The organism is Halomonas dongshanensis (assembly GCF_024790395.1).
Taxonomy (GTDB): Bacteria; Pseudomonadota; Gammaproteobacteria; order Pseudomonadales; family Halomonadaceae; genus Vreelandella; species Vreelandella dongshanensis.
The window spans coordinates 1-20,687 of sequence record NZ_JAJISC010000010.1 but is presented as its reverse complement, the minus strand read 5'-3'; the positions used below and the strand labels follow the sequence as shown (position 1 = coordinate 20,687).

Below are 20,687 nucleotides of genomic sequence, written 5' to 3'. Positions count from 1 at the left end.
CATTGGCTTTACTTCATAACGGCTGACCATGACGATGACCACACCCCCGCTTCCCATCTACCTCGACTACGCCGCCACCACCCCGGTGGATGCGCGCGTGGCCGCGGTGATGCAGCGCTACCTGACCGTCGATCAGTTGTTCGCCAATCCGGCCTCACGCAGCCATATGCTGGGCTGGCAGGCCGAACAGGCGGTCGAGCAGGCGCGCCGCCAGGTCGCCGATGCAATCAATGCCGACCCGCGCGAGATCGTCTGGACCAGCGGCGCCACCGAGGCCGACAACCTCGCCCTCACCGGCTTCATGCGCGCCAATCGCGAACGCGGTATGCACTTGGTCACTTCGACCATCGAGCACAAGGCCGTCATCGACACCGCTAAGGCGCTTGAGCGCGAAGGCTTCGAGGTGACCTGGCTTGCGCCGGGAGCGGATGGCCGTATTCAACCTGCGCAGCTACGCGCGGCGATGCGCGACGACACCGCACTGGTCTCGCTGATGGCGGTCAACAACGAGCTCGGCAGCATCAACGATATTGCCGGGCTCGCCGCCGTCGCCCATGAATTCGGCGCCTGCTTTCATACCGATGCCGCCCAGGCGAGCGGGCGCATAGCTCTCGATGTAGTGGCCCAAGGCATCGACTTGATGTCGCTCTCGGCGCATAAGGCTTATGGCCCCAAAGGCGTGGGGGCGCTCTACGTCAAGCGCAGCCCCGAGATGCGTATCGAGGCACTGATTCATGGCGGCGGGCACGAGCGCGGCATGCGCTCGGGCACGCTACCGACCCATCAGATCGCCGCCATGGGCGAAGCCTTTGCCCTGCTCGCCCAAGAAGCCGAAGCCGAACAAACGCGCATTGCCCAGCTGCGCGCCCGCTTTCTCACTGGCATTGCCGAGGTGCCGGGCGCTCGTCTCAACTCGCCCGAGGCCGAGGCCGAGGTGGTACCCAACATCGTCAACTTGGCCTTCGCCGACGTCGATGGGGAGTCACTGCTCATGGCGCTGCGCGATGTCGCCGTCTCGACCGGCTCGGCGTGCAATTCGGCCAGCGTCGATCCCTCCTACGTGCTGTTGGAGGTGGGTGTACCGCGCGCACTCGCCCTGGCGTCACTGCGCTTTAGCTTTGGCCGCTTTACCCAGACGGCCGATATCGACCACGCCCTTACCCTTATTCGCCACGCGGTCAGCGGTTTGCGTCCCCGCTGAGCGGTCACGATTGTCTAGAGGAGGAACCCCATGGCAACGCTTTCGATCACCCCCGCCGCCGCCGACCAGATCCGGCGTGTATTAGCCGAGCGCGGCACCGGCCTTGGCCTGCGCGTCAACGTCAAACCCAGCGGCTGCTCGGGCTACAGCTACGTACTCGACTTTGCCGATGACACACACGACGGTGAAGTACGCTTCGACGACAACGGCGCTAGCGTCTTCGTCGCCCAGGACGCGCTGACCATGCTCGACGGTAGCGAAGTGGACTACGTCAGCGAAGGGCTCAACCGCTTCTTTCGCTTCAACAACCCCAACGTCAAGGACGAGTGCGGCTGCGGCGAGAGCTTTACCGTCTAGCCACAGGGCGCGCCGCTATTCATCTTCGCGCGGTATTCATCCCCCCGCTTAGGCGCTATAATCGCGCCCACTCGGCAGCCGGTGGTTCGCCACGCTCTTGCTGACCCGTATTTCTCTGCGCCGCCCGGGCCACCGTGGCGGCGGTTTTTGCTACATCCCCTTCCAGGAGATTTTTTGCATGGCAACTGAACGTACGCTCTCCATCATCAAGCCCGATGCCGTCGCCAAGAACGCCATCGGTGAGATCATCGCCCGCTTCGAAAAAGCCGGTCTCAAAGTCGTTGCAGCCAAGATGCTGCACCTATCCGACGAGAAAGCGGGCGGTTTCTACGCCGAGCACAAAGAGCGCCCCTTCTTCAAGGATCTGGTTGGCTTCATGACCTCTGGTCCGGTCGTGGTTCAAGTGCTGGAAGGCGACAACGCCATCGCCAAGAACCGTGAACTGATGGGTGCCACCAACCCCAAAGAAGCAGCGCCAGGCACCATCCGCGCCGACTTCGCGGAAACAATCGACGCCAACGCTGTCCATGGTTCCGATTCTGCGCAAAGCGCCGAGCGTGAAATCAACTACTTCTTCGGCAACGACGAAATCTGCCCGCGCTAAGCGCGTCGCCGTTTCAACGTCTCGTTGCCGGCCACTTTTGCGGGGGCCCTGCCCCCGCCTCTTCGACGAACACCAATCGCCATGACCACCGTAGCCCAACATACGCCTGCCCCCACCGCCGACGCTCAGCACCGCGAGGCCCAAAGCCCAGCGAGCGCTGCCGCACCCGAGCGCCAGAACCTGCTCGGCATGTCGCGTGGGCAGATGGAGGCGTTCTTTCTCGCCATCGGTGAGAAGAAGTTTCGCGCCGCCCAGGTGATGAAGTGGATTCACCACGAGGGCTGCGACGACTTCGCCGCCATGACCAATCTCTCCAAGGCCCTGCGCGACAAACTCGCTCGGGTGGCAGAGATTCGTGGGCCGGGCGTGGTCTACGAAGGCACCTCTTCCGATGGCACGCGCAAGTGGGTGCTGGAAGTGGAGGATGGCAGCTACGTCGAGACCGTGCTGATCCCGGCCGAGAACGGCAAGCGCCGCACCCTCTGCGTCTCCTCGCAGGTGGGCTGCTCGCTGGACTGCAGCTTTTGCTCCACCGGCAAACAGGGCTTTCAGCGCAACCTTACCGCCGCCGAGATCATCGGCCAGGTGTGGGTCGCCCAGCGAAGCGTGGGCCCGCGCCGCGATACCGCCAATCGCCCGGTCACCAACGTGGTGATGATGGGTATGGGCGAGCCGCTTTTGAATTTCGACAACGTCGTCCCGGCGATGAAGCTGATGCTCGACGACGACGGTTACGGCCTATCCAAGCGTCGCGTCACGCTCTCCACCTCCGGCGTCGTGCCCATGCTCGACAAGCTGGGGGACGAGATCGACGTGAGCCTGGCCATTTCGCTGCACGCCGCCACCGACGAGTTGCGCAACGAACTGGTGCCGCTCAACCGTAAGTACAACATCCGTGCACTGCTGGATGCCTGCCATCGTTATCTGGCCAAGTCGCCGGAGAATCGGCAGATCACCATCGAGTACACCCTGATCAAAGACATCAACGACCAGCAGGAGCACGCCGAGCAGCTCGCCGCGCTGCTAAAGGAGCTGGCGTGCAAGATCAACCTGATTCCGTTCAACCCCTTCCCGCACTCCGGCTATGAAAAGCCGTCACGCAACCAGGTCATGCGTTTTCAGCAGTGGCTCTACGACCTTGGCTACAACGCCACGGTGCGTACCACTCGCGGGGACGACATCGACGCCGCCTGCGGTCAGCTGGTTGGCCGGGTGAAAGATCGCACCAAGCGTCACGCACGCTATATTCAATCCATTCAATTGGATGCAGACTGACGGGGGCTTCTTGACTTCCGTTTGCCACAGCGCTTTGATGGACACGTTTTTTTACGCTGTGAACGAGAGGACATAAATGATCGGTTGTTGGGGGCTCGGCACATCGCGACGCTTGCCGCTACTGCTGCTGACACTGGCTAGCATGGCGCTAGCCGGGTGCGCCTCGTCACCCCAGCGAAGCGATCAACGCGAGGCCGCCGACGCCTATGCCCAACTGGGTGCTGCCTACCTCGAGCAGGGTAACGTCGGTCGCGCCCGCGATGCGCTCGACCGCGCGCTTTCGCTCGATGCGCACCATGGCGAAGCCTTACAGGCACTGGCGCTGGTCTACCAGCAGCAGGGCGAAGGCGAGCTTGCCGATGCGACCTTTCGTCGAGCGCTTAACGCCGCGCCTTCGCTTACCCGTACGCGCAATAACTACGCGGCCTTTCTCTATGCCGATAGCCGCTATACCGAGGCCTGCGAGCAGCTCGAACTCGCCGCCCAAGACACACAATACGCTAATCGCGCCCAGTTATTTACCAACCTGGGCCAGTGCTACACCGCACTTGGACAGACACAGCGCGCTCGCGAAAGCCTCGAGCGCGCACTGACGATCGACCCGCGCTATTCGCGCGGCTATTGGATGTTGACCGAATTGGAAGTTACCCAGGGCAATTACGTCGAGGCCTGGGCGCCGCTACAGCGCTACCTCCAGTTGGCAGGCGCGGACCGCCCGGCACTGGAGATGGCCGTAGAGATCGCCACCGCACGTAGCGACACCACGGCGGCCGACCACTACCGCCAGCAGCTCGACCATTTTTAACGTTACGACGCCCTGTTTCACCGCTTATTTGATGAAGGATGCTCAGCCATGAGCGAAACACAGTCACACGATAGCGTCACTCCCACTACCAGCGCCTCACCGGGTGAGCTGCTCTCGCGCCAGCGCGAAGAAAAAGGCATTTCGCTCACCGAGGCGGCGCGCGCGCTCAACCTGCGCCCGGCGGTCATCGACGGTCTCGAACGCGATCAGTACGACGAAATTCCCGTACCCGCTTACCGCCGTGGCTACCTACGCACCTATGCCAAATACCTCGGCATGGATGACCGCCAGGTACTCGACGCCTACCAAGCCCGTCACGGCAGCGTAGAACCCGAACGCAAGCTCGCCCCGGTCGCCGTCACGCGCCCGCCCTCGCGCGTGGGCGCTTGGCTGTTCAAACTGGTAACGCTGATCATCATCGCTGCCTTGATTGGCCTTACGGTGATGTGGTGGCAAAGCCGTGGCGGCAACGAGCCGCCCGGCATGGGGTCTTCGCCCACGATGGAAGAGGAGAGCCCAACGCCAAGCGTCGCCCCCGAGACCGGCGCGCCGACCACACCGCCGACCACGAGCGCGCCCGTCGATGCGCCGGCGCCACCGCCCGAAGCGGGTGAGGCAGACGAGGCGATGGAAGGCATCGATACCCAAAGCACGCCGCCCATCGTGCAAGATCCTGACGTCTTGGCAAACGCGCAAGACACCGCCGCCGCTGACGAAGAGGCCGCAAACGACGATGACGCCAGTGAAGAGAGCGCTGCTAGCGCAGGCGCCAACACGCTGGAGTTGACCTTCAACGAGCAGTCCTGGACCGAGATCTTCGATGCCGGTAACCAACGCGTCTTCGTGGGCCTGCAGGCCCCGGGCACGACCGCCTCGGTAGAGGGCCAGCCGCCTTTTCGCCTGACCGTGGGTAACGCCTCCGGCGTCGAGCTCATCTATCAGGGCGAGACGGTCGATCTCGCCGCCCGCGCCGGTGCCAACAACGTCGCCCGATTCACCCTTGGAGAGTGACCCGTCATATGCACGCCCCTTCTCCCATCAAGCGTCGCCCTTCTCGTCAGATTCACGTTGGCAAGGTCGCCGTGGGCGGTGATGCGCCCATCGCCGTGCAGAGCATGACCAACACCAACACGCTGGATGTCGAGGCCACCGTGGGTCAGATCCAGCAGCTCGAGCGCGCCGGTGCCGACATCGTGCGCGTCTCCGTGCCCGATATGGACGCCGCCGAAGCGTTCGGCAAGATCAAGCGCCTGGTCGAGGTACCGCTGGTGGCGGATATTCACTTCGACTACAAGATCGCACTGCGGGTGGCCGAGCTCGGCGTCGACTGCTTGCGCATCAACCCCGGCAACATTGGCCGTGAAGATCGCGTCAAGGCGGTCGTGAGCGCTGCACGCGAGCATGGCATTCCGATTCGGATCGGCGTCAACGCCGGGTCGCTCGAAAAGGATCTGCAGAAGAAGTACGGCGAGCCCACCCCGGCGGCGCTGGTCGAATCGGCCATGCGCCACATCGACTACCTCGATCGCCTCGACTTTCCCGACTTCAAGGTCAGCGTCAAGGCCTCCGACGTGTTCATGGCCGTGGCCGCCTACCGCGATCTCGCCACGCGCATCGAACAGCCGCTGCACCTGGGCATCACCGAAGCCGGTGGCCTGCGCTCGGGTACGGTCAAATCCTCCATCGGCCTTGGCATGCTGCTCATGGACGGCATTGGCGATACCATCCGCGTTTCGCTTGCCGCCGATCCGGTCGAGGAGATCAAGGTCGGCTTTGACATGCTCAAGAGCCTCAAGCTGCGCGCCAAGGGGATCAATTTCATCGCCTGCCCGAGCTGCTCGCGTCAGAACTTCGACGTCATCAGCACAATGAACCAGCTGGAGCAGCGCCTGGAGGACGTCACCACGCCGCTCGACGTTTCGGTCATTGGCTGCGTGGTCAACGGCCCGGGCGAGGCCAAGGAGACCGACATCGGTCTGACCGGCGGCAACCCCGCTAACCTGGTATATATCGATGGCAAGCCAGCGAGCAAGCTGCGCAACGACCACTTGGTCGACGACCTGGAGAAGCTGATTCGCGACAAGATTCGCGAAAAACAGCAAAAAGAGAAAGATACTATCGCCCGCGTCTAACGACGCCCCAGGGATGCGATGCCCGGCTACGCGCCCGGTACGATCAGGAGACCCCCTTGAGCAAGTCCGCGACCAAGAAAATCCAGGCCATTCGTGGCATGAACGACCTGCTGCCCAGCGATAGTCCCCGCTGGCAGTTTTTCGAAGCGACCGTGCGGCGCCTGATGCAGCGCTACGGCTTCGACGAGATTCGCACGCCCATCGTCGAGCAAACGGCGCTGTTTGCCCGCTCCATCGGCGAAGTCACCGATATCGTCGAAAAAGAGATGTACACCTTCGAGGACCGCAACGGCGACAGCCTCACCCTGCGTCCCGAGGGCACCGCCAGCTGCGTGCGCGCCGCCATGGAACATGGGCTTTTGCACAACCAGACCCAGCGGCTTTGGTACCAAGGCCCGATGTTTCGCCACGAGCGCCCGCAAAAAGGACGCTATCGCCAGTTCCATCAGGTTGGCGTGGAAACCTACGGCTTCGACGGTCCGGACATCGATGCCGAGCTGATCCTGCTCTCGGCGCGACTATGGAAGGAGCTGGGGCTGCTTGACCATGTCACCCTGGAGCTCAACTCGCTGGGTTCGACTGAGGCGCGTGCGGCCTATCGTGACACCCTCATCGCCTATTTCGAGGCGCACGCCGAGCTGCTCGACGAAGACTCCCAGCGTCGCCTGCACAGCAACCCGCTGCGCATCCTGGACTCCAAGAATCCGGCCATGGCGTCGATGCTCGACGGCGCGCCGCAGCTACTCGATCACCTCGACGCCGAATCGCGTGCGCACTTCGACCAGCTCAAGGCGATGCTCGACGCCGCCGGTATCGGCTACGTGGTCAATCCACGCTTGGTACGCGGGCTCGACTACTATTCACGCACCGTCTTCGAGTGGACGACCGAAGCGCTGGGTAGCCAGGGCACCGTCTGTGCCGGTGGCCGCTACGATGGCCTGGTCGAGCAGCTCGGTGGCAAACCCACCCCGGCGGTGGGCTTCGCCATGGGCATCGAGCGCTTGATCTTGCTGCTCGATACGCTGGATTTGGTGCCCGCCGAGGCCCTTGGCGGCGTCGATGTCTACCTCGTGCCCATGGACGACGCCGCGACCGCCTCGGCCCTGCTGCTTGCCGAGCAGCTGCGCGAAGCGCTGCCTGCGCTGCGCGTGCAGTTGCACGCCGGTGGCGGTAGTTTCAAAAGCCGCATCAAGAAAGCCGACAAGAGCGGCGCGACGCTGGCGCTGCTGCTGGGCGAAGACGAGCTGGCCAACGATAGCGTAGCGCTCAAGTACCTGCGCGAAGAGCGCGAGCAGCAAACGCTCGCCCGCGCCGAGCTTATCGATACCCTCGCCACGCAGCTGGCAACCCGTTGATCGCTGAGCGCATCGGCGCTCGCATGTATAGAGGAGACCGCCCGTGGCGGATCTGAGAAGCGAAGAAGAACAGCTGGACGTCATCAAGCGCTGGTGGAAAGACAACGGCGTTTCGCTGATCGCGGGCGTTGCTCTGGCAGCGGCGGGCGTATTCGGCTGGCACGCCTGGCAGAACCATCAGGAAGGCCAAGCCGCCGCCGCCTCGGCGCGCTATCAGCAGTTGATGGCGCTCTCGAGCCAACCCACCCTCGCCGACGAGCAGCGCGCCACCGCGCACGAGCTCGCCGGTGAGATTGCCGATGACTACGGCAAGACCCTCTACGCCGACTTGGCGCTGTTACAGGATGCGCGTCTGGCTGCCCAGCAGGGCGACTACGACGCCGCTCGCGACTCGCTTTCGCGGGTAGCCGAGGGCTCTTCGCGGCGTTACCTGCAGAGCCTGGCGTGGCTACGTCTGGCGCGGGTAGAGATCGCCGCAGGCAACCCCGAGCGGGCGCTCGAACTGCTCGAGGAACCCATCAGCGCCGCGCTTTCGGCGCAGCAGGCCGAGGCGCGAGGCGACGCCTATGCCGCCCTTGATCGTAGCGACGAGGCCCGCACGGCCTGGCAGGAAGCGATCGAACTGGCACAAACCCATGACCAGCCGCTATACGGCGTGCAGTTCAAGCTGGACGATCTTGGCGCTGAGGAGGCGATGTAATGATCACCCTATGGCAATCCCGTACGGCCCGCTCCACTTCTTCTTCGCGTAACCGCGCGCTCACCGCAGGCCTGGGCCTAGCCGCGCTTATGCTGTTGGCAGGCTGTGCCAGCAAGGGCGAGTCGGCCTATACGCCGAAGGAGCTGACCTCCTTCAATGAAACCTCTACGCTCGAAAGCGAGTGGCGCCAAAGCGTTGGTGACGGCCTCGGCCGAGCCCGCTACCCCATCGCCCCGGCACGCGAAGGCAACACCGTCTTCGCCGCCGACGCCGACGGCATCGTCATGGCGATGAACGCCGACACCGGTGAGCGCAGCTGGCGAATCGATCTGGAAACACCGATCTCGAGCGCCCTGACCGCCATTGCGGGCGACGTGTATCTAGGCACGCGCAACGGTGAAATCATCGCGCTGAGTCAGCGTGACGGCAGCGTACGCTGGCGCTCTCGGGTGTCCAGCGAGGTGCTCGCTGCCCCGCAGGCCAACCAGCAGTTGCTGTTGGTGCAGAGCGTCGATGGGCAGATCATCGCCCTCGATCGTCAAAGCGGTGAAGAGCGCTGGGCCTATACCAGCTCCCAGCCTGCACTGACCCTGCGCGGTACCGGCACGCCGATGGTCATCGATCCGGTCACCTTTGCCGGACTCGCCAACGGCCGCTTAGTCACCCTGGACAACCGTAGTGGCCAACCGCTGTGGGAAATGCAGGTGGCGACACCGCGCGGTACTAGCGAAGTCGAGCGTTTGGTCGATCTCGCCGGGCAGCCCACGCTGAGCCCCGATGGCCGCCTGTTCGTGACCAGCTACAACGGCCGTCTGGTGGCCGTGGAAGCGACCCGCGGTGGCCTGCTGTGGGAGAGCAACCTCTCTAGCCGCTCGACGCCGGTGCTGATCGGCAACACGCTGTTCGTCACCACCGATGAGAGCGTGGTCGTGGCACTGGACGCCTCCAGTGGCCAGGAGCTCTGGCGCAACAGCGACCTCGAAGACCGCTGGCTCACCTCACCGGCTTTCGTCGATGGCCGCCTGGTCTTCGGCGATTTCGAAGGCTACGTGCACCTGCTAGACGCGACCTCCGGCGAGATCGTTGGGCGCACGCGCGTTCACCGCTCGGGCATTAGCGTCCCGCCGGTGACCGACGGCAACACCATTCATGTCCTGGCGAACAACGGTCGCCTGGAAACCCTGGAAGTACGTCCATGACACCTGTCATTGCCTTGGTCGGGCGTCCCAATGTGGGAAAATCGACTCTGTTCAACCGCCTGACGCGTTCGCGTGACGCGCTGGTGGCTGACTTTCCCGGCCTCACTCGCGATCGCAAGTACGGTAACGGTCTGCTAGGCAACAAGGTCTATACCGTAATCGACACCGGCGGCATCAGCGGCGACGAGGAGGGTATCGATGCCGCCATGGCCGAGCAGTCCCTGGCCGCCATCGACGAGGCCGATATCGTGCTGTTTTTGGTCGACGCTCGTGCGGGTTTGAACGTGGCCGACGAAGCCATCGCCAACCACTTGCGCGTCAACCAGAAGAAGACGTGGCTCGTGGTCAACAAGACCGACGGCCTGGAAGAGCATTCGGCCATGGCCGACTTCTGGTCGCTGGGCCTGGGCGATCCTTACCCGATTGCCGCCGCCCACGGACGCAACGTCACCACCCTGATCGACGAAGTGCTCTCGCCCTTCCCCGAGCGCGACGAGAGCATTCCCGCCGATACCGGTACCAAGGGCATTCGTATCGGCGTCATCGGCCGCCCCAACGTGGGCAAGTCGACGCTGGTCAACCGCCTGCTCGGCGAAGAGCGCGTGGTGGTGTTCGATGAAGCGGGCACCACCCGCGATGCTATCGAGATTCCCTTCGAGCGGCGCGGCAAGCCCTATGTGCTGGTGGATACGGCGGGTATTCGGCGGCGCAAGAACGTCCGCGAGATTGCCGAAAAGTTCTCGATCATCAAGACCCTGGACGCGATCAAGGAGTGCCACGTCGCGATCATGGTGCTGGATGCGCGCACGGGGCTGGTCGAGCAGGATCTGCATCTGCTCGACTACGTGCTCACCACAGGGCGCGCGCTGGTGCTTGCGGTCAACAAGTGGGATGGCCTCGAGAACGAAGCCAAGGAGAAGATGCGCGCCGACGTCAAACGTCGCTTGGGCTTTGCCGACTACGCCGAGCTTCACTTCATCTCGGCGCTGCATGGCACCGCCGTGGGGGACCTCTACCCCTCCATCGAGCGCGCCTTCAACGCCGCCAACGCCCACTGGTCGACCAACCGCCTGACGACGCTGTTGCAAGACGCCGTTAGCCAGCATCCGCCTCCCCTGGTCCAGGGTCGCCGCATCAAGCTGCGTATGGCTCACCAGGGCGGCAGCAACCCGCCGATCATCGTGGTCCACGGCAACCAGACCAACGCCCTTCCCGAGGCGTACAAGCGCTTTCTCATCAACACCTTCCGTAAGGTGCTGAAGGTGCGCGGTACGCCCATGCGTTTCGAGTTCCGCTCGGGCAGCAACCCCTTCGATCCCATGGCAGGCGCCAGCGACAAGGAAAAGGCCAAGAAACGCGAGCTCAACCGCACCAAGGAGGCGCGTAAGAGCCGCCGCTAAGGCCGTTTCAGCTATGTTTCAGTTACTCTCAGTTACGCCTCAGCGACGTTATCGTAGGCCTTCGACGCCCGCCATTTGGCGGGCGTTTTGCTGCCCGATACGCCATCCGATACGCTGGTCAATGGCGCTTCGATGCCACCGCCTCGGGGCCACTGCCAAATTATCTTGACACGCCGCAGGCGCGGCCCTCAAATAGCCGCGCTTTTCCCTCAACGCTCTCCTTTCGGGAGGAATTCGATGCACTCTCTGCTTCGTCGATGGCGCTGGCTCGCCACCCTTGGCTTTGCCGCCCTGCTCTCCGGCTGCTTGGCGCTGCCGCAAACCGGGCTTTTTGCCTTTCGTCTTGCGGTCACCTCGCTTGGCGTCGAAAACGTGCGCGTGGGGCCTTATCAGATCAACGCCGGGCTCGATACCAACGACCTCAGCAGCCTGCTGCTATCGAGCCTCGGCGCCGGTAGTCTACCGGTGCAGGCAACGCTTGCCATGGGCCTTGGCCTTCCTGCAGGCATGCCGCCGGTGGAGATGTCGGGGTTTCGCTGGACGCTCGACATGCCGGGCACCGAGCCCGTCAGCGGTAACTACCAGCAGGACGTGACGCTCACCCCCGGCGACGACACCAACCTGCGCCTACCTGTCGGGTTCGACCTGCTGGCGACCAACAGCGAGCGTATGCGCCCCATGCTCAATCTGGTCAACCAGCTGGCCTCCCAAGGCGAGCTACCGGCAGGCAGCGAGCTTGCCATTACCCCAGGGGATCTGCGTGGGCTGGGGATGACGCTGCCTTCCGGGCTATTGACGCCGACGATTCGCCTCAACGTCGGCCCCGACGGCCAGCTCACCCCGGTTCGTTAACGCTCAGTCGGTAAGGCGCGCTTGACCGACCCATTGGGCGGCAAACTGCCAAGCGGCGCGCCCGCTACGCCCACCACGTAGCGTGGCAAAACGAATGGCCTCGTCGCGTGCAGCATCGGTCCACTCATCGTCACGGCCCAAGCGCTTGACCCAGTGGGCGCAGGCGTCGAGGTAGCTCGCCTGATTGAACGGATGAAAGGCCAGCCACAGGCCGAAGCGGTCGGAGAGCGAGATCTTCTCCTCCACGGCGTCGCCATGGTGAAGCTCTTCACCGATCAACTGGGTCGCCTGATTGTCTGCCATCGACTCCGGCAGCAGGTGGCGACGGTTGGAGGTGGCGTAGAGCAGCACGTTTTCGGGCGGTCCGGTCAGGGTTCCATCGAGCACGCTCTTAAGCGCCTTGTAGGCGTCGTCGTTGCCTTCGAAGGAGAGGTCGTCGCAGTAGACCACGAAGCGGTGTGGCACATGGCGAAGCTGCTCGACCAGTAGCGGCAGCGCCGCTAGATCGTGACGGTCGACCTGCACCAAGCGTAGACCTTCGCCGCTCAGACTATTGAGCAGCGCACGCACCATCGAGGATTTACCGCTGCCGCGCGAGCCCCACAACAGCGCATGGTTGGCCGGTAGACCTTGTAAGAAAGCGCGGGTATTGTCGATCAGCGCGCGTTTTTGCCGCTCGATGCCAAGCAGATCGTCCATGGTCATGGCGTCGCGCGGCGGCACTGGAACCAAGCGCCCACCTAGCGGATAGCGCTGCCATAGCGCAGCTACATGATGGCTCCAGTCAACGGGTTCGGCCGCCGGAGGCAGCCAAGCTTCGGCCTGATCGAGCAAGCGCAGCAGGCGCTGCGTTAATTCAGCATCCATATTCGTGCCTCAACGTGCGTTATCATAAGGTGGATTGCGTTACCGTCTTGAGCGGTTATCGTGTCCAGGGATATCACCAGCAAAGGAATTCTATCATGCGTTGGCTTCGCCCCCTTGCCATGACGGCAGCCGTCACCACACTCTGCGCCTCCATTGCGGCCTGCTCCACTTCGCCCACTGGCCGTTCGCAGCTGCTACTGCTCCCCGATAGCCAGCTCAACGAGATGGGCCAGCAGGCGTTCGCTCAGTATCAACGCGACATCCCCACTGCCGACCAGGCAAGCCATCGCTACGTGCAGTGCATCACCGAAGCCATCATCGATGTACTGCCCGATGACCAGCGTAACCAGGACTGGCAGATCCGCGTCTTCCGCGCTGACCAGCCTAACGCCTTCGCGCTGCCCGGCGGCTATATGGGGGTCAATACTGGCATGCTGGACATCGCCACCGACCAGAACCAGTTGGCATCGGTCATCGGCCACGAGATCGGTCATGTGCTGGCACGCCACGCTAACGAGCGCGCCTCGACGCAGAGCGCGACATCGCTTGGGCTCTCGGTGATTTCCAGCGCCTCGGGCATGCAAACACCGGCGGGCCAGCAGCTCATGGGGGTGTTGGGTATGGGCGCCGAATATGGTATCGCATTGCCCTTCTCGCGGCGTCACGAAAGCGAAGCCGATGCCATCGGCCTGCAGCTGATGGCCGAGGCCGGCTTCGACCCGCGCGAAAGCGTTACGCTATGGGAGAACATGCAGGCCGCCTCCAGTGGCGGCGAACCGCCCGCCTGGATGTCGACCCACCCAAGCCAGGGACAGCGCATTCAGGGCCTACAGGCCAATATGGATCAAGCAATGGCGACCTACGAGCAGGCACGCGCCCAAGGGCGCGCGCCTAACTGCCAGCGTTCTTGAGGCCACATCTAAAGTTTTATCATATATTTGAGGTTCTCACTGCTTAGTTTTCCCATCCGTTTAAGGATGGGAAAACGTCTAAGAAGATCATTACCACATCGTCTTCACATAATAGTTACAAGAAATGTCATAGGCTAGCTTATAACTAATAAGCATTTGAAGACTGTAAAAGACGTGATGATATCCAACCTAACTGGGGCTCACCGCTATTTTCAAAATAGACTTGACTCCATTCCTCCATTTCTCCTAATACGTAAACCGATTCCCCCCGGTCAAGTTGTGTTATTGAAGGATACTGAGTCCCTGCCCCTGAACGAACATTAACCCGCGTGGCAGCGATGCTACTTTCCTCAAGATAGTCCAAACTAGACTGAATATTTCCCTTAGCCACATCGTTACCACTGCGTGCAGCTGCGGTGTACCAAAACACTGCCCATGCATGATTACGCTCTACTCCACGTCCACGGGCATACAGTGCTCCTAGATTATTCTGTGCCATGGGATCTCCCTGACGCGCGGCCTGAGTGAAATACGCAAAGGCACGCGAGAAATCCTGCTCAACGCCACGACCACTTTCGTACATACTACCGATATTATTCTGCGCTGAAATATGCCCCTGCTCTGCCGCCAGCTCGAACCAGCGTGCCGCTTGCGCTGCATCTTCCTCAGTGCCATATCCCTCAAGGTTCAACAATCCTAACTGGAATTGAGCATCGATATGCCCATTGGTCGCCGCACGCTCCAACCACTCCACCGCATCTTCCACACCACGGCCATCGATTCGTCTACTCAGCAACAGCTCGGCCAAGCGCACCTGAGCATCCAGCACCTCGTTATCGGCAGCTAGCCGATACCATTTATAGGCTTCTTCCAGATTCTCACGTACTCCGCTACCCGCCTCATACATCTGGCCTAACGCAAACTGGGATTCCCCATCACCACGCTCAGCCTCCATACGCCACTCATGGATTGCAGAGGCGAAATTCCCTTTTCTATACTCAGCCAGCCCCGTACTATAGTTGGCATATACTAACGAGCTGGCACTCAAAGCAGCCCCTAACCACGCAACTCCCCACCAAATACCCATCCGCATATTATTGTCCACCTGAAGCACAAAAACGGCATGCCTTAGCATGCCGAATAATTTTAAGATCAGCCCGTCAAGGCGCTAGTATCATCCTACTGGTGCGGCATTCTTAATTGCCTCAGACAACAAGCGAGCATAGGTATTGCGTGCTGTCTGGATCATCGCCAACTGGTCTTGCAAACGCTGAATTTCCTGGTCGGTGACACGCACATTACGCAACTGCTCCCGGCCCTTCTGGCCCAGGCTCTCCAGCGTATACATCATTCCATCAATTGTTACTGTTGGGCTGGATGGCTGTGCACTGCCCTGCGGAGCTCCTTCCTTGGTCCTGATATCGGGCTGCTCTGTCTGACCTGAAGGTTGCTTGGTATTTCGACTGCGTTGATGCTTGCTCATATCGACCTCTACCTACTAATTGCTACTACTAGCTAGCGTTTATGCTTAGCGCTGTTCTAGTAATGATTATGCATCTTCATCCGATGCCGCAGCGCTGATACGCTCATGGGTCAACACACAGATCACACCGGTTTGCGTGCGATGAATTTCGTGATTGGTATCACAATATAACGCCATCGTATTTAACAGCCTGTTCTCCAACCTTAATGGGGTTTGAATATCTTCCCCAGTAACCGGCAAACGCGCCATAAACAAACCACCGTCAGGGCAACCAAGTGCTTCTTCATCACTGGTAGCAACACACACCTGCCCCTGGTCAACGTGCCCTCTTTGAGACTCATCCTGTGCGGCTAACGTCATTAAACTAAAGACCGACAGCGTAACAGCAACTGCCACCGCAAGCACAAAGGTCGTAATATAGCCTATAAACTTCACCCTAATCTTTCCTCGCAACTATCAACAAGTAAGCTTATTAAAAAGTCCACCATGACAACAATGAGAACGACCTAACACTCGTAGGCCATCCTCATTCAGTTTCTTCACTGCTATAGAGCGCGCTCAATTACAGTGATTTCTACCCGTCTATTAGGTCGCAGACAGTCTGTAACACTGCGTGTCGGCGTTGCTCCGGGACATTCGACTACGGGATCCAATGAGCCCAAGCCCGCTGTTCGCATGTCATCACGGCGCATACCTTTTCCAGCCAGGTAATCAGCTACCGTCAAGGTGCGTGACTGCGAAAGGCCGAGGTTATAGGCATCGTTACCAAAACGGTCCGTATAGCCCACAATCAGTAGTTCAGGAGACTCAAACCCATCCTGAATTGCCTGGGTAACACGGTCCAGCGCCCGCTTCCCTTCCAAGGAAAGCTGGTCACTGTCGAAGTCGAATAACACATCGCCTGACAATATCAACTTCTCACCATTGAGCTCTTCCTGGCGTTCAATAGGCAGCAATAGATCCGGACACTGCGCATCGCGCCAACGGCTACTCTCCAGTGCCATATCACGGTCGAACTCAACCTGATACTGGCAGGTAATATAGTTACCGCCTACTTCCCCGGTATACAGGTTAAAGACATAGTTCCACTCGCGAACGCCAAAAAAACCTTCACTGAAGTGTGGGTTGCCAATTAGCTGACGCACTTGATCCTTGGTCTGCCCCTCACGAATACGCAAAATATTTTGTGGCTTCACAAAGCGACCACCGTCATACCAGTTGCTATCCAATGCAGGGAATCCATCCCCTGCTTCACGGATATCGGTACGGTCGTTGTTTGGCGGGCTGACACATCCAGAAAGCATCAAAGTTGCGGCGATACCAGCAGCCCCAAGGGCTGCTGTTTTAAACGTACGATAAGCGTTATTCACTACCTTCTCCTTACCAGTGCCAGCCAGCACCAATGCCAGCGCCAAAGTTACTTTGCGAGTCACCCGTTACTTTGCCCTGGATGACCCAGCGGCCATTGTCTGAAAGGCGAGATACACCAACGGAAATGGCAGACTCGCCCTCATAGGTACCAGCACCTACACCCACCATACTCTTACCGGGCATCCATGCCTGGGGCACTGTAGAAGCTGCAAGCGCGCTTGCCGTACCTGCATTAGCGTTACGCTCTACATCACTGATACGACCATGAACATTAACGATCTCATTCGCAAAGCGCTGATTGAGCTCCATCATCTGCCCAACATTTACAGCATCGTTAGCGTCTATACCTGGTGCCACATTGGTGATCCGCATACCGCCACCGTCGATACCATCAACGGTCATGCTCGGGCCATCCGCGATAGTCACACCCCGGTCACTGATCGTCGTATTACCAGCCGTTACGCTATCGACATCCAAGTCACGGTTCAGGGTCACCTGCACGCCATCACCAGAGGTCCGCGTCGTGATATTTTCATCACCGGTAATAGCAACGGTATCACCCAGCCTACGGTTCACCGCCTCACCTTCATCAGCAGCAAAGTCCATGCCGCCTTCCAGCGAAGTGTGGATATCACCAAGTTCCTGCGTCACGTCCCATAACTGGCTACCGTTAACCGCATCGGTACTGGTCTCGCTGATCTCACCACGGCCCACTCCCGCGATAATGGTATTGCCATTTTCATCGACATTACCTTGGTCAATCGTGACGCTACCGACATCGATACGGTCGAAGTCCACCTCGCGTTCAGTGGCTACGGTATAGATAGTTTGACCATCTTCCCCGGTTGTTTGGCTGACACTGATATTGCTGCCCGCCTCCACTTCGGTTCTGGCCGCCGCCACATCTCTACCGATATCACCCGCCACCTGCTGAAGATCGCCCACGTTCACGGCATTCCGCAGGTCATCACCGCTGATTTGATCGATAGACCGGCCACCCAGGCCACTGGCTACATTGGAGATCTGCATACCGCCGGCGTTGATACCACCAACCGTTACGCTTGGGCCACCGGCAATGACCAAGCCAGTCTCATCCAGGCTAACGTTATCGCCCACTTGAACGCCGTTACCATTCAGTACGGTATTGCCAGTGGTCACGCTGCCATTTTCACCATTTACAGTAATGGCGTTATCGCCCTCACCCAGAGTAATGGAGTCGTTCAGAGCCACTTCGATCACGCCGCCCTGGTCTTCCCCAGTCTGAGCCACTGTGATATTTGCATCGCCACGGAAGTCCACCGTGCCATTCGGCCCAATATTGACCGAGTTCTCGCCAGAGCCACTCAGGTTCCAGCCTGCATTGGCGATATCCTGAACCTGCCACAACTGGCTACCGTTAATGGCATCGGTGCTGGTCTCGCTGATCTCACCCGGTGCCACATTAGTGATCACCCGGTCGCCAGCATGGATGCCCTCGATGGTCACGCTGGGACCATCCGCAATCACCAAACCGGTATCGCCCAGACTGACGCTATCGCCCACTTGAACACCACCACCGTTCAATACGGTATCACCAGTGCTAATACTACCGTTCTCACCATCCACGGTGACTGCGCTATCGCCTTCGCCCAAAGTAATGCTATCGGCTAGGCTGAAGGCTAGGTCAGTACCCTCACGATCAATCACGACGTTGCCATCGCTGCTGAAGTCCACCGTATTGCCTGGGCCCACATTAGTCGGCTCCTCTTCACCGTTGGCGCTAACGTACCAGCCCATGCTAGCGACACCGTATACCTGCCCAAGCTGATCTTCGGTCGCCGCTTGACCAGGAGTGTAGTTATCCGGATCAAAGGTAGTATTGGTTAGACCGCCGATGGTGCCGCTATCCCCGCTCACCAGGATGGGGTTTTCACCACCCACCACCATCTGGTTACCACTGATGGCGGTGGTGCCGGTAGCATCAGCTACATTGATAGCACCTGCTCCCACTTGTGTGCGGTTGCCTGCACCGTCGTCAACAGTCAGGCCGTCGGTGTCCAAAACACTGTCACCAGTGGTGACGCTTCCGTCTTCACCTAGGTCGATGTTTTTGGCCAGATCAAAGGTTAGATCGGTACCGTCACGGGTGATAACGATGTTGCCATCATCGTTGCCGAAGTCTACTGAAGCGCCAGGAGCGACGTTTTCTGTATCACCGCCATCAGCGCTGACGTTCCAGCCACGGTTGGCGACCTCACTGACTGCACCCAACTGATCGACGTTCACTGCATCAGCACTATCCACGCCAGGGGCGAGATTGGTGATGCGGTTGTCGGCCATATTGATACCGTCACCGTTGATCACCGGGCCGTCGTTGATGGTGATGCTATTCAGGTCGATCAGGTCTTGCGCCATCACGATGTTCAACCGGCCGTCTGCACTATCGACACGCAAGTTAGCACCGGTGGCGTCATCGGCCCCTTCCAGCCCACCCGAGATAGTCAATGTTTCACCTAGTTTCTTAGCAATGTTATCGCCTGTATTACCGGCGAAGTTCAGGCCATCATCCATCGTGGCCACTTCACGCTCATTGCCGCCTTCATCGGTATAGATAATCCGCGTAATGCCGTCGGCGCCGCCTACGCCAGGTGCGCCTTCGCCACCCACGATGGTCAGGCCATCCTGGCCATCACGGCCGTTCAGGCCGATGCTGTCAAGATCGGTCAGGTCGCTGTCGAGTGCCACATTGACTGTGTGGTTGCCGTTGGCATCCACTGCGTTACTGACCAGCACATTGCCATCATCCGAGAAATCGACCGAGTCGCCAGGAGCCACATTCTGGCTATTTTCTCCATTGGCGCTGACGTTCCAGCCACGGTTGGCGACTTCACTAACCTCACCCAACTGATCGACGTTCACCGCATCACTGCCATCCACGCCAGGGGCGAGGCTAGTGATTCGGTTGTTGGCCATATCGATACCACTTACGGTGACACTCGGGCCATCGACAATGGACAGGCCGTTGTTATGGACCGTCGTGCCGCCAATTGCCAAGCTGCCGTCTTCTCCCAGGTCAATGTTCTTCGCCAGCTCGACCAACAGACCACCTTCGCCATCTTGGATTACACCAATGTTGCCTTCGCTCAGTTCGTCCAGATCTGCGCCACCTGTGATCGATAGGGTTTCACCCAAATCACGGTGTACCATTTGGCCATCATCGCCTACGAAGTTCAGGCCTTCCGCCGTTAAGTCAGTGCTTACCTGGCTCAACTGGTCTTCCGTCGCTGCTTGACCGCCAGTGAAGTTGTTCGGGTCGAAGGTGGTGTTGGTCAAACCACCAATGGTGCCGCTCTCGCCGCTCACTAGGATGGGGTTATTACCGCCCACCGTAATCTGATTGCCACCGATGGTGGTGGTGCCGTTGGCATCCGCTATGTCGATGGTGCCTGCACCCACTTGCGTACGGTTACCGGTGCCGTCATCGACAGTCAGGCCGTCGGTGTCCAAAACGCTATCGCCGGTGGTGACGCTGTCGAGCACTAGGTCATCGTTCAGCGCAATTTCCAGCGTTTCGTTGTCGGTGACTTCGGTACTGAGGTTGCCGTTGGTGGACACGATATCCAGGCGTTCGCCCAGCAGACGTTCGGTCTCGCCTGTATCGCCGCCGAAGGTGATGGGGGTGTTGGCCAGGTTGGCGAGTTGGTCAACGTTCACTGCATCCGTACCATCCACGCCGGGGGCGACGTTCGTGATCACCAAACCGCCCGCGTTGATACCACCGGTGGTCATGCTCGGGCCACCGGCAATTTCGAGCCCTGTACTGCCTAGGGTGACATCGTTACCCACCGCTACGCCGCTGTTGCTCAACACCGTGTCCCCAGTGGTCACACTGTCTAAATCAAGATCACGCTCGAGGGTAATGTCGATCACGCCATCCTGATCCACGCCATGCTGCGCTACGCTGATGTTTTGGTCGCCCTGGAAGTCCACCGCGCCGTTCGGCCCGATGTTCACTGCGTCTGCACCTTCACCTGTCAGGTTCCAGCCGGCATTGGCGGTATCGTTGACGAGGCTCAGTTGCTCTTCCGTAGCGGCGCGGCCTGCATTGGCAAAGTCGGCGCCATCGAGATCGACGTTGGTCAGTCCTTCGATAGTGCCGCTGTCGCCGCTCACTAGGATGGGGTTATTACCGCCCA

General features: G+C 60.2%; 19 protein-coding genes. 13 read left to right on the top strand and 6 right to left on the bottom strand.

What is annotated here, in order from left to right; genetic code table 11:
• The first annotated feature begins 34 nt into the window (after positions 1-34).
• The 12 genes from LLY24_RS17510 to LLY24_RS17455 all read left to right on the top strand — a co-directional run bounded on the left by LLY24_RS17510 (position 35) and on the right by LLY24_RS17455 (position 11,880).
• Positions 35-1,201, top strand: coding sequence for an aminotransferase class V-fold PLP-dependent enzyme (locus LLY24_RS17510; protein ID WP_427854577.1), 1,167 nt, complete (start codon positions 35-37; stop codon positions 1,199-1,201).
• A 30-nt stretch (positions 1,202-1,231) separates the two neighbouring features.
• A complete protein-coding gene (locus LLY24_RS17505) occupies positions 1,232-1,558 on the top strand; it encodes a HesB/IscA family protein (protein ID WP_259037602.1) in 327 nt (108 codons plus the stop codon).
• Positions 1,559-1,736: 178 nt separating this feature from the next.
• A complete protein-coding gene (ndk, locus tag LLY24_RS17500) occupies positions 1,737-2,162 on the top strand; it encodes a nucleoside-diphosphate kinase (RefSeq protein ID WP_259037601.1) in 426 nt (141 codons plus the stop codon).
• Between the two features lie 81 nt (positions 2,163-2,243).
• Positions 2,244-3,437, top strand: a complete 1,194-nt coding sequence (rlmN, locus tag LLY24_RS17495; RefSeq protein ID WP_259037600.1) for a dual-specificity RNA methyltransferase RlmN — start codon at positions 2,244-2,246, stop codon at positions 3,435-3,437.
• 76 nt (positions 3,438-3,513) lie between these two features.
• Positions 3,514-4,242 (top strand): type IV pilus biogenesis/stability protein PilW, encoded by a 729-nt coding sequence (pilW, locus tag LLY24_RS17490; RefSeq protein WP_259037599.1) that lies wholly within the window; start codon positions 3,514-3,516, stop codon positions 4,240-4,242.
• Between the two features lie 48 nt (positions 4,243-4,290).
• Positions 4,291-5,253 (top strand): RodZ domain-containing protein, encoded by a 963-nt coding sequence (locus LLY24_RS17485; protein WP_259037598.1) that lies wholly within the window; start codon positions 4,291-4,293, stop codon positions 5,251-5,253.
• 8 nt (positions 5,254-5,261) lie between these two features.
• On the top strand, positions 5,262-6,374 hold the full coding sequence (ispG, locus tag LLY24_RS17480) for a flavodoxin-dependent (E)-4-hydroxy-3-methylbut-2-enyl-diphosphate synthase (RefSeq protein ID WP_259037597.1): 1,113 nt from the start codon (positions 5,262-5,264) through the stop codon (positions 6,372-6,374).
• A gap of 56 nt (positions 6,375-6,430) precedes the next feature.
• Positions 6,431-7,729, top strand: coding sequence for a histidine--tRNA ligase (gene hisS, locus LLY24_RS17475; RefSeq protein WP_259037596.1), 1,299 nt, complete (start codon positions 6,431-6,433; stop codon positions 7,727-7,729).
• A gap of 43 nt (positions 7,730-7,772) precedes the next feature.
• Positions 7,773-8,429, top strand: a complete 657-nt coding sequence (locus LLY24_RS17470; RefSeq protein ID WP_259037595.1) for a YfgM family protein — start codon at positions 7,773-7,775, stop codon at positions 8,427-8,429.
• Positions 8,429-9,628: an outer membrane protein assembly factor BamB gene (gene bamB, locus LLY24_RS17465; protein WP_259037594.1), complete on the top strand. Its 1,200-nt coding sequence runs from the start codon at positions 8,429-8,431 to the stop codon at positions 9,626-9,628. Before LLY24_RS17470 ends, bamB begins: the two co-directional genes overlap by 1 nt.
• The gene (gene der / locus LLY24_RS17460; protein ID WP_259037593.1) at positions 9,625-11,028 is read left to right on the top strand and encodes a ribosome biogenesis GTPase Der; all 1,404 of its coding nucleotides are present in this window, start codon (positions 9,625-9,627) and stop codon (positions 11,026-11,028) included. Before bamB ends, der begins: the two co-directional genes overlap by 4 nt.
• A gap of 237 nt (positions 11,029-11,265) precedes the next feature.
• Positions 11,266-11,880 carry a hypothetical protein gene (locus LLY24_RS17455; protein ID WP_259037592.1) on the top strand — a complete coding sequence of 205 codons (615 nt, stop codon included), beginning with the start codon at positions 11,266-11,268 and terminating at the stop codon, positions 11,878-11,880.
• 3 nt (positions 11,881-11,883) lie between these two features.
• Here LLY24_RS17455 and LLY24_RS17450 read toward each other — a convergent pair whose 3' ends face one another.
• Positions 11,884-12,747 (bottom strand): ATP-binding protein, encoded by an 864-nt coding sequence (locus LLY24_RS17450; RefSeq protein WP_259037591.1) that lies wholly within the window; start codon positions 12,745-12,747, stop codon positions 11,884-11,886.
• A gap of 95 nt (positions 12,748-12,842) precedes the next feature.
• Here LLY24_RS17450 and LLY24_RS17445 point away from each other — a divergent pair, with 95 nt between their 5' ends.
• Positions 12,843-13,658 carry a M48 family metallopeptidase gene (locus LLY24_RS17445; RefSeq protein WP_259037590.1) on the top strand — a complete coding sequence of 272 codons (816 nt, stop codon included), beginning with the start codon at positions 12,843-12,845 and terminating at the stop codon, positions 13,656-13,658.
• 145 nt (positions 13,659-13,803) lie between these two features.
• Here LLY24_RS17445 and LLY24_RS17440 read toward each other — a convergent pair whose 3' ends face one another.
• The 5 genes from LLY24_RS17440 to LLY24_RS17420 form a co-directional block, all read right to left on the bottom strand.
• Entirely contained in the window at positions 13,804-14,772 is a 969-nt protein-coding gene (locus LLY24_RS17440; RefSeq protein ID WP_259037589.1) for an SH3 domain-containing protein, read from the bottom strand.
• Positions 14,773-14,832: 60 nt separating this feature from the next.
• Positions 14,833-15,141 (bottom strand): DUF6447 family protein, encoded by a 309-nt coding sequence (locus LLY24_RS17435; protein ID WP_259037588.1) that lies wholly within the window; start codon positions 15,139-15,141, stop codon positions 14,833-14,835.
• 66 nt (positions 15,142-15,207) lie between these two features.
• Positions 15,208-15,576: a hypothetical protein gene (locus LLY24_RS17430; RefSeq protein WP_259037587.1), complete on the bottom strand. Its 369-nt coding sequence runs from the start codon at positions 15,574-15,576 to the stop codon at positions 15,208-15,210.
• Between the two features lie 110 nt (positions 15,577-15,686).
• Positions 15,687-16,511, bottom strand: a complete 825-nt coding sequence (locus LLY24_RS17425) for an OmpA family protein (protein WP_259037586.1) — start codon at positions 16,509-16,511, stop codon at positions 15,687-15,689.
• A 10-nt stretch (positions 16,512-16,521) separates the two neighbouring features.
• On the bottom strand, positions 16,522-20,687 hold a 4,166-nt coding region (locus LLY24_RS17420), incomplete at its 5' end, for a YadA-like family protein (RefSeq protein ID WP_259037585.1).

Coding starts and splice junctions, on each gene's coding strand:
- bamB (WP_259037594.1), top strand. CDS start 8,429: ATGATCACCCTATGGCAATCCCGTACGGCCCGCTCCACTTCTTCTTCG.
- LLY24_RS17505 (WP_259037602.1), top strand. CDS start 1,232: ATGGCAACGCTTTCGATCACCCCCGCCGCCGCCGACCAGATCCGGCGT.
- LLY24_RS17445 (WP_259037590.1), top strand. CDS start 12,843: ATGCGTTGGCTTCGCCCCCTTGCCATGACGGCAGCCGTCACCACACTC.
- LLY24_RS17510 (WP_427854577.1), top strand. CDS start 35: ATGACCACACCCCCGCTTCCCATCTACCTCGACTACGCCGCCACCACC.
- ispG (WP_259037597.1), top strand. CDS start 5,262: ATGCACGCCCCTTCTCCCATCAAGCGTCGCCCTTCTCGTCAGATTCAC.
- rlmN (WP_259037600.1), top strand. CDS start 2,244: ATGACCACCGTAGCCCAACATACGCCTGCCCCCACCGCCGACGCTCAG.
- LLY24_RS17435 (WP_259037588.1), bottom strand. CDS start 15,141: ATGAGCAAGCATCAACGCAGTCGAAATACCAAGCAACCTTCAGGTCAG.
- der (WP_259037593.1), top strand. CDS start 9,625: ATGACACCTGTCATTGCCTTGGTCGGGCGTCCCAATGTGGGAAAATCG.
- ndk (WP_259037601.1), top strand. CDS start 1,737: ATGGCAACTGAACGTACGCTCTCCATCATCAAGCCCGATGCCGTCGCC.
- LLY24_RS17455 (WP_259037592.1), top strand. CDS start 11,266: ATGCACTCTCTGCTTCGTCGATGGCGCTGGCTCGCCACCCTTGGCTTT.
- LLY24_RS17450 (WP_259037591.1), bottom strand. CDS start 12,747: ATGGATGCTGAATTAACGCAGCGCCTGCTGCGCTTGCTCGATCAGGCC.
- LLY24_RS17485 (WP_259037598.1), top strand. CDS start 4,291: ATGAGCGAAACACAGTCACACGATAGCGTCACTCCCACTACCAGCGCC.
- pilW (WP_259037599.1), top strand. CDS start 3,514: ATGATCGGTTGTTGGGGGCTCGGCACATCGCGACGCTTGCCGCTACTG.